The organism is Paraburkholderia sp. BL6665CI2N2, assembly GCF_004366535.1.
Taxonomy (GTDB): domain Bacteria; phylum Pseudomonadota; class Gammaproteobacteria; order Burkholderiales; family Burkholderiaceae; genus Paraburkholderia.
Genome location: NZ_SORC01000001.1, coordinates 3,190,890 through 3,202,881, shown reverse-complemented (window position 1 = coordinate 3,202,881; position 11,992 = coordinate 3,190,890). Strand labels below are relative to the sequence as shown.

Annotated in this window: 12 protein-coding genes; 5 read left to right on the top strand and 7 right to left on the bottom strand. The window is 62.3% G+C overall.

Annotation, left to right across the window (positions count from 1 at the left end):
• Positions 1 to 59: 59 nt before the first annotated feature.
• The gene (locus tag B0G81_RS14230; RefSeq protein WP_134136519.1) at positions 60 to 1,235 is read left to right on the top strand and encodes an aminotransferase class V-fold PLP-dependent enzyme; all 1,176 of its coding nucleotides are present in this window, start codon (positions 60 to 62) and stop codon (positions 1,233 to 1,235) included.
• On the opposite strand, the gene B0G81_RS14225 is transcribed toward B0G81_RS14230, so the two are convergent.
• Complete coding sequence (locus B0G81_RS14225; protein WP_134136513.1) at positions 1,198 to 2,328, bottom strand: sensor histidine kinase; 1,131 nt, start codon at positions 2,326 to 2,328, stop codon at positions 1,198 to 1,200. The two genes, B0G81_RS14230 and B0G81_RS14225, sit on opposite strands and share 38 nt — an antisense overlap.
• A 213-nt stretch (positions 2,329 to 2,541) precedes the next feature.
• Here B0G81_RS14225 and B0G81_RS14220 point away from each other — a divergent pair, with 213 nt between their 5' ends.
• The gene (locus B0G81_RS14220) at positions 2,542 to 4,950 is read left to right on the top strand and encodes a PAS domain S-box protein (protein WP_134136508.1); all 2,409 of its coding nucleotides are present in this window, start codon (positions 2,542 to 2,544) and stop codon (positions 4,948 to 4,950) included.
• Positions 4,951 to 5,179: 229 nt separating this feature from the next.
• On the opposite strand, the gene B0G81_RS14215 is transcribed toward B0G81_RS14220, so the two are convergent.
• From B0G81_RS14215 to B0G81_RS14205, 3 genes are all read right to left on the bottom strand, one after another.
• A complete protein-coding gene (locus B0G81_RS14215; protein WP_134136504.1) occupies positions 5,180 to 5,743 on the bottom strand; it encodes an Hsp20/alpha crystallin family protein in 564 nt (187 codons plus the stop codon).
• A gap of 289 nt (positions 5,744 to 6,032) precedes the next feature.
• Complete coding sequence (locus B0G81_RS14210; protein WP_134136501.1) at positions 6,033 to 6,440, bottom strand: Hsp20/alpha crystallin family protein; 408 nt, start codon at positions 6,438 to 6,440, stop codon at positions 6,033 to 6,035.
• Between the two features lie 28 nt (positions 6,441 to 6,468).
• A complete protein-coding gene (locus tag B0G81_RS14205) occupies positions 6,469 to 6,912 on the bottom strand; it encodes an Hsp20/alpha crystallin family protein (RefSeq protein WP_106282544.1) in 444 nt (147 codons plus the stop codon).
• Between the two features lie 246 nt (positions 6,913 to 7,158).
• Between B0G81_RS14205 and B0G81_RS14200 the strand changes: the two genes are divergently transcribed.
• The gene (locus B0G81_RS14200; protein WP_106282342.1) at positions 7,159 to 7,542 is read left to right on the top strand and encodes a hypothetical protein; all 384 of its coding nucleotides are present in this window, start codon (positions 7,159 to 7,161) and stop codon (positions 7,540 to 7,542) included.
• Positions 7,543 to 7,602: 60 nt separating this feature from the next.
• Here the strand turns inward: B0G81_RS14200 and B0G81_RS14195 are convergent, their stop codons facing one another.
• The 3 genes from B0G81_RS14195 to B0G81_RS14185 form a co-directional block, all read right to left on the bottom strand.
• Positions 7,603 to 8,523: an AEC family transporter gene (locus tag B0G81_RS14195; protein ID WP_134136499.1), complete on the bottom strand. Its 921-nt coding sequence runs from the start codon at positions 8,521 to 8,523 to the stop codon at positions 7,603 to 7,605.
• Positions 8,524 to 8,712: 189 nt separating this feature from the next.
• Positions 8,713 to 9,612, bottom strand: coding sequence for a hypothetical protein (locus tag B0G81_RS14190; RefSeq protein WP_134136496.1), 900 nt, complete (start codon positions 9,610 to 9,612; stop codon positions 8,713 to 8,715).
• Between the two features lie 358 nt (positions 9,613 to 9,970).
• Entirely contained in the window at positions 9,971 to 10,576 is a 606-nt protein-coding gene (locus B0G81_RS14185; protein WP_243856767.1) for a hypothetical protein, read from the bottom strand.
• A 433-nt stretch (positions 10,577 to 11,009) separates the two neighbouring features.
• Here B0G81_RS14185 and B0G81_RS44610 point away from each other — a divergent pair, with 433 nt between their 5' ends.
• Together B0G81_RS44610 and B0G81_RS14180 are read left to right on the top strand one after the other, a co-directional pair.
• The gene (locus B0G81_RS44610) at positions 11,010 to 11,213 is read left to right on the top strand and encodes a hypothetical protein (RefSeq protein WP_243856444.1); all 204 of its coding nucleotides are present in this window, start codon (positions 11,010 to 11,012) and stop codon (positions 11,211 to 11,213) included.
• Between the two features lie 26 nt (positions 11,214 to 11,239).
• The gene (locus B0G81_RS14180) at positions 11,240 to 11,992 is read left to right on the top strand and encodes a hypothetical protein (protein WP_243856442.1); all 753 of its coding nucleotides are present in this window, start codon (positions 11,240 to 11,242) and stop codon (positions 11,990 to 11,992) included.

Here is an 11,992-nt window from a genome sequence, read left to right as displayed (position 1 = left end):
GATCGCTTTCGTTAGAATCTGTTTTCGATCCTTATATTCGTCCAAAACCGGAGACCAACGTGCCAGGCTTACTTCCCGATGTCGACCCCGAGGGGCTCCTCGAATATTCAGTCGTCTACACCGACCGATCCATCAATCACATGTCGCAACTCTTCCAGGGAGTCATGCGCGATATTTCCGATTCGCTGAAGAAGGTCTACAACGCGAAGTCGGCCGTGGTCGTCCCGGGCAGCGGGACTTTTGGCATGGAAGCCGTTGCCCGGCAGTTCGCAACGAACAGGAAGTGTCTGGTTATCCGCAATGGCTGGTTCAGTTATCGCTGGACGCAGATTTTCGACATGGGCGGCATTCCGTCTGAATCGATCGTGCTGAAGGCGCGCCCGGTCGAACAAGGGAGACAGGCGGCCTACGCACCGCCGCCGATCGAAGACGTGGTCGCTGCGATCAGGGAAAACAAGCCGGATCTGGTGTTTGCGCCGCATGTCGAGACCGCCTCCGGGATCATGCTGCCGGACGCTTATTTGCGCGCGTTGGCCGACGCTGTGCATGCCGTTGGCGGCATGTTCGTACTGGATTGCATTGCCTCCGGCACGGTCTGGGTCGACATGAAGGCGAGCCGCGTCGACGTTCTGATCAGCGCGCCGCAAAAGGGCTGGAGCGCGTCACCGTGCTGCGGGCTGGTCATGCTGAGCCCGCTTGCGCGCGAAAGAATCGACGGAACGACAAGCAGCAGTTTCGCTTGCGATCTTCGCAAATGGCTGCAGATCATGGAAGCCTATGAGAACGGCGGGTTCGCATACCACGCAACGATGCCCACGGACGGTCTCGCGATCTTGCGGGACGTCATGAAGGAGACCGAGACATACGGCTTCGATAAAGTGAGAGCGGAGCAGCTTGAACTCGGCAAGCGCGTTCGCGCACTCCTTGCGGACAACGGTTTCAGAAGCGTGGCGGCCGAAGGCTTCGAGGCTCCGGGCGTGGTTGTCAGTTACACGGACGATGATGGGATTCGATCCGGCAAGAAGTTCGCGGATGCGGGGTTGCAGGTCGCGGCTGGAGTTCCGCTGCAATGTGACGAGCCAGAGGATTTTAAGACCTTCCGCATTGGGTTATTTGGCCTGGACAAACTGCACGACGTTGAGGGTGCGGTGGAGAGGCTTGCGAAGGCGCTGGATCGTATTAACCTGCACCCGCGTTTTACGGACTCGCAGAATGACGCGGCAGGCGCACCGTAAATACCGTCTCGGCCTCGTCCGAGCGGGCGCTGATATCGCCGCGGTGAGCCCGGGCGATTTCCTGGGCGATGTAGAGCCCAAGTCCCAGGCTATCCTGGGCGCCCGGGCCGCCTTCCGCAACGGGACCGCGCTCAAGAGGCTCGAAAATACGGTGGAGTGCTGACGGCGGTATTGCCTGGCCCTGGTTTACCACCTCAATCGACACGTCCTCACCGTTCCCGGCCACAAGCACCTTCACAGCGGCGCTCGGCTCTCCGTACTTGAACGCATTTCCGACAAGGTTGCCCAGCATCTGCTGGATGCGCCGACCGTCGCACGTGGCTCGGGTATCGCCGGCGATCTCAAGCTCGACCTTCCGGCCCGCGTGCGCGGCGCACAACTGGTCCAGCTCGTCGGCCACCAGCGTGCCAAGATCGACCGGCGCCTGCGTCACGCGGATGCCCAGTCCGAGCTTGGTCCGGCTGAAGTCCAGCATGTCATCCAGAAGCGCCTGCATGCGGGCGCCGCTTCGGATCAACCGGGCTGCTGCGGTGGATACTTCCTGGCCGTCGTTCAGTCTCGCGAGGTGGTGCGCGGTGACCTGGATGGTCTGCAAGGGGCTTCGCATATCGTGACCCAGCATACCGAGCAGCAGGTTACGGCGCTGGTCGACCTGGTTCGTGAAAAAACTCACCGACTCGCTTAGGGCCTGGTCGATGGCTTCGTTAAACCGGATCACGTCGTCGAGTTCATCTGTCGGCGGGCCGCCGCTATCAAGCCATAACCTGAGCACCGCGGCGCGCAGGGCGCGATATTCGGCGGTCAACTGATTGATATCGAAGCCGCCACGGGCACGAAGCACCGCGTGCGTCTGGGCAGCTGTTTGCGGCGCGTCGATCACCGGCGACACGCGGCCGTGCGACTTCGCGAGTTGCGCCTGCCTGGTCTGCGGCGTAGACAGGTCTTTCGCAATCGCCTCCAGGATCTGCTGCGCATGGTCTCGTAGTTCTCGCGAGGTCATGCCTTGGGCGGCGGGCAGCAATGTCGCAGCAAAAGATTCCCACTCGGCGAGAATTGCTTCCATTTCTTTCGAAATGAACTGAGCCAGTCGCATGTTTGTTCCGAAAGCGGCAACTTCGTGGCGGGCCGGTGGCCCGAATTCTGATCATCGTATCCGAACCGTCGCCCGTTTGGTGCAGTGATCGGCTTCCCGCTGCGTCGGGTTCGATAATTGCTACCGTATCTGGACTAAAGTGCGCCCGCATCTATTGTTGCCGGGCACCCGACGGGCAGATCTACCGCACGCCTCATCCAAAAAATGACTTCCATGACCCCGCAATCCGATGCCTTTAGCTCTGTGTGGCTCCGGCTTTGGGCCGAATCCACCCAGGACTACTCCATCTTCGCCCTTTCGCCGGAAGGCACGGTGCTCACGTGGAACCCGGGCGGCGAATCCATTCAAGGCTATCGCCCCGACGAGATTATTGGCCGGTCGTTTGCCCTTTTTTACCCCGAGGCCGAGCGTGCCGCGGGCGCGCCCGAGGCCGCGTTGCGCGCCGCCACCGAGGGCGGGCGTTACATCGCGGAGGGCTGGCGCGTGCGCAAGGATGGCACGTCGTTCTGGGCGAACGTCGTCATGACACCGCTGCGCGACAGCAGCGGCAAGCTGATCGGTTTTGGCAAGGTGGTCCGCGACGTGAGTGACAAGAAGGCCGCTCACGACGCGGTGCTCGAGAGCGAGCGCAGCTTCCGTCTGCTGGTCCAGGGCGTTACCGACTATGCCATCTTCATGCTCTCGCCCGACGGGCACATCACCAGTTGGAACGCGGGGGCGCGCAGGATCAAGGGGTACACCGAGAAGGAGATCATCGGCTCGCATTTTTCCCGGTTCTACACCCCGGAGGATGTCGCGGCGGGCGTTCCCTTCCGGGGCCTGGGCACGGCGCGGCGGGAGGGACGTTTCGAGGCCGAGGGGTGGCGCGTGCGCAGCGACGGAAGCCGTTTCTTCGCGCATGTCGTGATAGACGCCATTCATGAAAACGGTGAGCTGGTCGGATTTGCAAAAATCACACGCGACATCACCGAGCGACGGCGCGCCAGCGAGCAACTCGAGCAAACGCAGAAAGCCCTGTTCCAGGCACAGAAGATGGAAGCCCTGGGCAAACTGACGGGCGGCGTGGCGCACGACTTCAACAACGTTCTCCAGGTCATGCGCGGCAATCTCGAACTGCTCGAGAGCCGGCACGGCCGCGACGGTTGGAGCGCCGAGCGGCTGGGCAACGCGCTCGACGCGGTCGATCGCGGCGCGAAGCTCGCGTCGCAATTGCTGGCCTTCGGTCGCCAGCAGCCTCTTGAGCCCGTCGTCATCAACCCCGCGCGTCAGCTGCAGGCGCTGGACGACCTCTTGCGGCGGGTACTAGGCGAGCGGGTCGAGATTGAGTCCGTCGTGGCCGGCGGCCTGTGGAATACCATCGCCGATCCCCATCAGCTTGAAAACGTGATCCTGAATCTGGCCATCAATGCGCGCGACGCGATGCCGGACGGCGGCAAGCTCACGCTTGAACTCGCCAACGCGACGCTTGACGACGAGTACGTCTCAGCGCTTACCGACGTCTCAGCGGGGCAGTATGTGATGCTGGCTGTCACGGACACGGGGACCGGCATGAGCCGGGAAGTGATTGAGCGCGCTTTTGACCCGTTCTTCAGCACGAAACCGGAGGGCCGCGGCACAGGCCTCGGCCTGAGCATGGCCTACGGCTTCGTCAAGCAGAGTGGCGGCCATATCCGCCTCTACAGCGAGCTCGGTGAGGGAACGACCGTCAGGATCTATCTGCCCCGCTCGAGCGGCACGGCGGTTGAGACCAGGCGTAACACCGGGGGTGTCCTCAAGCACGGCAGCGAGACGATCCTGGTCGTGGAGGACGATCTGAAGGTCCAGGCGACCGTCGTTGAACTTCTCAGCGGTCTTGGTTATGCGGTACTCAAAGCCAACGACGCAGAGCAGGCACTGAGCGTCGTGGCGAGCGGCGTGCACATCGATCTGCTATTTACCGACGTGGTGATGCCCGGCGCGCTGCGCAGTCCGGAAATGGCCAGAAGGGCGGTCCAGATGCTGCCTGGATTGAAGGTGCTTTTCACGTCGGGTCATACGCAGAACGCGATCGTGCATGGTGGCCGGCTCGATCCCGGCGTGGAACTGCTGAGCAAACCGTACAGCCGCCAGCAGCTCGCCTCCAAGGTGCGACAGGTGCTCGGTAAAAGCGATAGCGAAACGACCGGAGCGGGCGTGGCCAATACGCGTAGAGGCGAGGATGTCGGGCCGGGCGGAAACGGCGAGGGCCTGCGCATCCTGGTCGTGGAAGACGATGTTGCATCGCTGGACGCAACCTGCGAACTGCTGATGCTGATCGGGATGCGTCCGCAGCGCGCAGAAAGCGCGGCGGCGGCGCTGAATGCGCTGGAAGCGGACGACTATGACGTCCTGTTCACGGATGTCATCATGCCGGACATGTCGGGCACCGAGCTCGCGCGACGCGCGGCTTCCGCCCGCCCGGCACTCCGGATTATTTTCGCTTCCGGAAACGTTGTCCCGGAGCACGAGAGGTTCGACTTCGAATGGTCGGCGCTGCGCAAACCTTTCACGCTTGACCAGTTGCGCGCCGCCTTGCCGCCGGCCCACGGCTCACGGGCGAAGCGGCGCGCCGGCGATGGACAGGCGCGGACACGGGACAACTAAAAGGACAGGCTTCGTGGCGCGGCCCGGTCGCCAGGCGGTAACTGGTGTTTTGTGGCGCAGCGCGAATTGCCGTCGATGCCCATCGAACTGTGCGTGAGGCCGCTACGTAAAGAACCGTGCGGCCCCCTTCTTTTTCCGGCGATCAGCGCGATCACACGGTCGCGCTCGCGTCCGTCCATGAGACGAAGTTCCGATCAGCCTTGATGACGGCTTCCCGCCGGCGCCCGGGCTAGCCGATATCAATCGTGCGGCCCACGGACCGCAGCGGCTCCGATTTCGGCACGGTCAACGTGAGCACACCGTTGTCGAACTTTGCCAGAGCATGATCGGGATCGGCGTTCTCCGGCATCGGAATCGTACGCACGAAGCTGCCATGGGCGCGCTCGAGCCGGTAGCATCCGTCTTCCTCGCTGCGCACATCCTGCTTTTTCTCACCGCGCAACACGAACGCCCCATCTTCGACGGTGACGGTCAGATCCTCCCGCTGCATTCCGGGCAGTTCGACGGTCACGCGCAGCACTTTTCCTTCGTCGACCACGTCGATGCGCGGCTGGAAGCGCGATGAACTGAAGTCCCCAAACCATCGTTCCAGCGCGCCGCGGCCCGCGAAAGGGTCGTGAAAAAACTCCTCCACGACGCGCCACGGTTCGCGCGTGAACAATCCCGGCAGGTCGGGCCAGGAGGCGCGCCACGGGTCGGTGGCCGGCGGGCTTTCCGGGCTGTCCGCATCGGACTTGCGCCCTGTGCGTCGAAGGAATTTAAAAGGATTCCACTTCTTCAGATCCGTGTTCATCGTAGTTTCCTCCGGTAGTTTTCTCCTTAAGGCCAGTCTGGCAGGAGAGCCGGATGCCGGTCATTCGGCGCGAACAGTGGCGTGAGCGTCGATGTTTCCGGTTGCCCGCGCGCGGCCGTCGACACTCCTCGTTCGCGCGGCGAGCGGGTCGTCTCGCAGCAGCCGACGTAGCGGCATTGCCGGCGCGCTGCCAGTACATTCACTCCGGCGTCCTGACCTCACAGTGAAAGGTGGCGGCCTGGTGGCCGCCACCGGATTCTCTCCTGCGGTTGTCGCCTGTCTGCCGGGTTCAGGTCGTGCGCACTTCGATCCGCCGCGGCCGGGCTTCGTCGCGGCGCGGTATCCTCAGCGTCAACACTCCGTCCTTCAGGTTGGCGTCGATTTTCGTCGGGTCGAAGTCAACCCCAAGAGCGAACGCCCGCGCGAAGTGAGGCTGGCGGATTTCCGCGTGGTGCAGGCGCAGTTCCGCCGGCGTGGGTACGACTGCCTCTGCCTCGATGTACAGGTTGCCGTCATGCACCTTCACATCGAGCCGGTCCTTTGTCACGCCGGGCAAATCCGCCCACAGAGTGACGCCCTGGCTATCCTCGAAGATGTCCACGGGCGGCGTGAGCGTGATCCGGCGTTGTGACGGGTCGTCTTCGCGCCGCGCCATCGCCTTTTCGTCTTTCCTGGCAAGTTCTGTGGTGTCGTTCATGATGTCCTCCTCAGTTCCGTGACCGGTTTCATTGAACGGTGATGGCCCGCGGCTTTGATGTTTCCCGCTTGCCGATACTCACGGTCAGGCAGCCATTGGTGTACTGCGCCGTGACCTTGTCGGGGTCCGCGTGCTGCGGCAGTTCAATGACGCGCCGGAATGCGCCGGCGAACCGCTCCTGCGCATAGGTACGGGTGTCGTCGCCGGCCGCTTCCGGCTGTGGGGTCCGGCGCTCGCCGCTGATGGTCAGCAGTCCCTTGTCGATCGACACATCGAGGTTCGCCGGATCGACACCCGGCGCGAATACGACGATCTCGATCGAGTCGTCGGTCGAGCCGATGTTGACCTGCGGGAACGCGCCGGAGCGCCCGGAACGGATGCTGGACGGGAAGCCGCCAAACAGGCTCGCCATCTGCCGTTGCAGACGGTCTAGCTCGCTGGAAAGATCGGTCCCGAAGTAGAGATCGCTCATGGTCATTTCCTCCTTCAAGCCAGCAGGAAGACGAACCGGTCTACGCGCTCCAGTCCGTCTGCCGTGCTGCGGGCAAACAAATAGAAACACGCAGCGCGCCGGACTACTGGCGCGACTGCCTCAGCGGAATTCAAGATAGAAATCCCGCGCGGAAATTTCAAGAGGGTATCGCCACTTTTTATCCTTGAATTTGGGCGGCCGCATCCCTACCTCCAGGACACCCCTGACGAACCATGCGAGGACACCATGGAATTCGAAAACGACTGGCTGACACTGGGACGGCACCGGATCCGGCTGCGCTCAACCAAGGGCTTTCCGACCGAGACGATGCGCACCGCGGTCGAAGTCATCCGGCTGGCAATCGACAACAATATGAGCGCCCGCGCGCGCCTGGTTGAAGTGGTATTCCACCGGGAATCCGCTTACGAAATCGCTGTCGGCACCACGTTTGCCGACGACCGCCTTTGCGCGCCGCAACTGGAAGCGGCGATCGCGACAGTCCTGGGTCTGCAACCCGCGCAGATCAATATTCTGGTGACTGTAGTGACGCAGGAGGAGGTCGATCTGCACTTCGGTGTCTACGAGAGAATGCTGGCCGAAAAGCTTGGCGTGGTGCCGCCGATCCAGTGATCGCCCGGCAGAACGAAGGCACGGAACGCGGTTGTCGGGATGGTTGCGGCGGCATCGACGCTACAAAACGTAAAGCCAGGCGAGCAAGGTGAGGACTGAAAAGAGCGTAGACATCGAGATCACGGCACCCACGACGTTCTTTTCGACGTCGTATTCGACCGCGAGCACATACGCACTCTTGGCTGTGGGCACGGCAGCGCACACGACGGCGGCAATGGTGGCGGTCCGGTCGAGCCCGGCCGCGAGGCAAAGGCCATAGACCACGAGCGGCATGATGGTCAGCTTGAGGGCCGTCAGCAACGCATACAGACCCAGCCGCTCGCGCAGTTCTGCGATGGTCAGCTCGAGTCCGATTGCGAACAGCGCGCATGGCGTCAGCGCTTCGCCGAGTATGGTGAGAAACGACACGGCCGGTCCGTACAGCTTCAGACCGAGGATCGACGCAAGCAGTCCGAAGATTGTCGCGAGAATGACGGGATTGGTCGCGATCTGCCGCAACAGCGCACCCGTGCGTATGTTGCGCGACGTATCGTATCGCCCGATTTCGAGCAGCAGAACCAGTATCGGAAACATGACGGCGCCGACGAAGACGGTCGCGATCGCCGCCGCGAGTACGCCCGGTTGGCCAAAAAGCGACTTCAATATGGGGAGCGCGACGAATCCGGTGTTGGTCATCGACACGGCCGCAGCCAGCATGCCGCTCTTCGCGACGCCCGCGCTCCACGCCGTTCGCACGAACATCATGACCGCCACGAAGCAGATCATGGAGCCGCCGCCGAACGCGGCCAGAAAGCGCCAGTCAAGGAGCGAGTGAAGCGACTCGTCGGCGATCGTCAGGAAGACCAGCGCGGGCATCGCCACGAAGTAGGCGAAGCGCATCAGCGGCGCGGCCAGCGCGCGCGGCATGTAGCCCGAGGCGCCGGCAACCCACCCCGTTAGAATGATGGCGAAGATCGGAAGTATTGTGCCGGCGAGATGCATCCCGATCTCCTGTAGCGATGGGACCTGGGCGCATCAACGCTCATCCCTGGCCGGACGTCATTATCGGAGAAAACGTAGTGCGACAGGCGACGCAGTGCTAGCCGCAAGCCGACAACCGGTCATTGACGGTCGCGCGATCCCACCGCAACCGGCTTCTCGACATGCACGCGGCGAGCGCCGTCAGTTCATCTATTGCGCCGTTTGCTGGCGTTGGTATTCGTTCTTTTTCATCTGCAGATACTCTTGCCGGCTCACCTCGTGCAATTGGCGCGGGTACTGCTCCGTCGCATCGAACCATGTCGCAAAGCGCTGCTCGACGCGTTTGTCGGCCGGCAGGGAAAGCGAGCCCAGGTACGCGTCGATGGCAAGGTAATAGCGCATCGTATTGCGCTCGACGAGGCCGCGCACACCGCCCACGTAATCGCCGTTCGACGCCTGCGTAAAGCCCACTTTCGCGCTGCCGATGGTCGCCAGATAGGTCTTCATCGCGATGCGTCCCGCCATGCCGAATCCGTACGAATACGTGAGATGCAGGAACGTGCGCCCTTTGCCGATATCGACGGCTTCCAGCACGATGCGATAGTCCCTGGTGCTGAGCGGTCCTTCCGCGGCGCTCAGATCGACCTGGAAGTAGTCGGGATTGGTCGCGACCGAACGGTAGTTGAGCTGCACACGCGAGGTGTCGCCGAGTTCCTGTTCCGTCTTCTTGCCGACGTTCATGTTGATGGTCGCGCCGTTGCTGCCTGAAGTGGCATGACAATACTTCGTGTTCAGATGCAGGATCAGCACTTCGCACCAGGTCGCGGGGCCTCGCTGCGGATCGTTGAAGGCGCTGTTGACGGTCGCGAACGGATAATCGACTACGGCGTAGATATCGCCCTTCAACGCGTTCTGCGCTTCCTGCGAATCAAGATGGATTGGACGATGGAACACGTTCGACTTCAGCTGTGGCGCGAGCGTGTCGTACTCGCCCCTCAGCGCGGCGGCGTTGTCGTCGGCCCATGTGAGCCCGCCGGGCCAGAGACCCGACAGCGCGAGCGCGACGAGTACGAGCGGTTTGATGCTTCGCATGATCCGCTGGATGTTCATGACAACACGCTCCTGCCAGTTGGATGAATGTGCGCTTCGGGCAGCGCGGCCGTTCGCCGCCACAATGCGACCTGCCGTATGAATGTTACAGCCGAAGCGGAATCGACAGTCGCTTCGATTCATGATCTCCCGGCCGAGCAGAAGCGATGAGTCGCACGCATGCCTGAAGGCAACTGGCCAGCCTCATTTCTTTTTCGCAGACTCTGTTTTGCGCACGTGCGTTGGCGTCTGCGCGAACAGATCGATCACCACCCACGCGCAGCCGGTGACTCCCTTCGTCCTGCTGAACGCGTGCGTGCCAAAGCAGCCCGCAGCCGTAAGGGTTGCAGGCGAGTTCATTGCCATGTCCCAAGGTTGCTCAGAACCGGTAGCTCACCCCAATCTGCAGCACCGGATAGAGCTTGTAACGCTCCACATGGTCGGTGATCTTGCGCTCCTGTTCGTCGATGTTCGACTGCGGCGTGAACATCGAATAGATAGCCGGCACGTTGTAGGAGACGCGCGGGCGGCCATATGCCACGCCCAGATCGACCGTCATGCCGAAACCTTTCGAGACCGGCTTGTGGCCGTAACCGATGCCGAGGTAAGGCATCACGCGCGGCAGCGTGACCGTCGCCGAGGGCGCGGCGCCCACGGCCGGCACGAAGTCGTCGCCGATCTTGTAGTTGCCTTGTGCGTTCGGCACGGCATGCGCGCTCAGTTCGTCGTCGTTGATGAGCGCGCCGGCCGTCACGCGAAAGCCGCTGGAGCTGAACGGGAACAGATCGAGATACAGGCCGCCTTGCAACAGCTTGAGGTGGCCGTCGTACTCGTTGCCGCTGGCGTTGACCGAGTGCGACAGGCCGAAACCCTCGATTTCCGCGTGCACGCCCGCCCATGAATTCAGCGGCAAGGCGGCGCCGACACCCGCGCCGAGCGTGCCGCCATGCACATACATTTCCTGCGCCTGCGCCGCTCCCACCATCGCCGTCGCCCACGTCGCGACCACAGCTGCATTTATTACCCGTTTCACCGCACCGTCTCCCGACAAGGATCATTTCTGTGGGGCGACTGTACGGTTTAACCATGCGGTTCAAAGGAACGAATAGCGGGCAGTTATGGCAGTTCCTCGCGCTCAAGTTTTGTGGTTTGAAGAAAACGGAATTTATGACCTGTAAATCCTGCCGAACGAACGACTGAATCGCAAGCGGTGTGCGGAATAGCCCTGTTTTAAAGGCATATTCGGTGAATCGAACAGAATGCCGCGCTTTGATAATGACTCTCGCAGATGACCCGTTTGCCACGCACACGGTACTCGAGAAATGGGTCTATTCGTCTGAGAAAAGGAGCGCGTTTGCGCTTCGTCTTGCGTGTGTCGTGATGGTGTGCGCGACCGGCTTTCTGGATCTGGAGCAGTTATGTTTTCGTCTCAAACGTCACGATCGTTCGGCGCAGCCGTGGTGGTCGCCGCAGCGGTTCTACTCAGCGCGTGCGGCGGCTCAGGCGGCAGTAGCGCCGGCAGCGGCAGCAACGTGTTGAAATTGTCTTCGGCGGTGCAAAGCGAGCACGTCGCGCGTTATGCCGGCGCATTCGGCATGCTGTCGGGGCCGGCGTCGCGGTAATCTATACCTCGGTGGTGCAGTCGCTAGTGAGCGATGTCACCGCGGGGATGCCCAATAGCACGACCGCTTGCCCGGCTGGCGGGTCGATCAATGTGGCGACACAGAACGCGGGCGCGAGCGGCCTGCAAGGCGGTGAAAGCGCGGCCGTCAGCTTCAATCAATGCGTCGGACAGCTGAAGGCGCCCGGCGTATCGAACAGCGCCTCGATTACCGGCACGGTGAGCGTGCAGATTCAGAGTTCGCAGGGCGTGGTCGGCAACGCGTCGAGCAACTGGTCGTACACCGCCGTTGAAACGGCCAACGCGTTGACGCTGGTTTCCGCGAACAGCACGACCGTGGTGAACGGCACGGTCAACTTCACCATGAGCTACGACGCGAAGACGGGCGTCACCACCACCACCGCGAGCGCGCCGAGCGTGACGCTCAGCCGTTCGCAGCCGGCGGGCTCGGGCAACATCAGCGGCACCATCACGATTACGTCGCTGAATTACTCGCGCGTGCATGGCACCGATCCGGTCACGGACATGCTCACTACCAGCGGCAGCATCAGCGTGAACGTGGCCGACGCGGTGATCGCCTTCAATGTCGCGACGCCGGCACCGGTCACGATCAGCGGCGGCAACGTGCAGGCCGGTGTGATCCAGCTCTCGACGAGCGATACCGTCGAGACCATCACGCCGAAAGATGCGTCGACGGTCGGCATCACCGTGACGTCGAATGGGCAGACGGGGACCTACACGGAAAACGTGGACACGTTCCGCGCGCTGATCAGCGGCTGA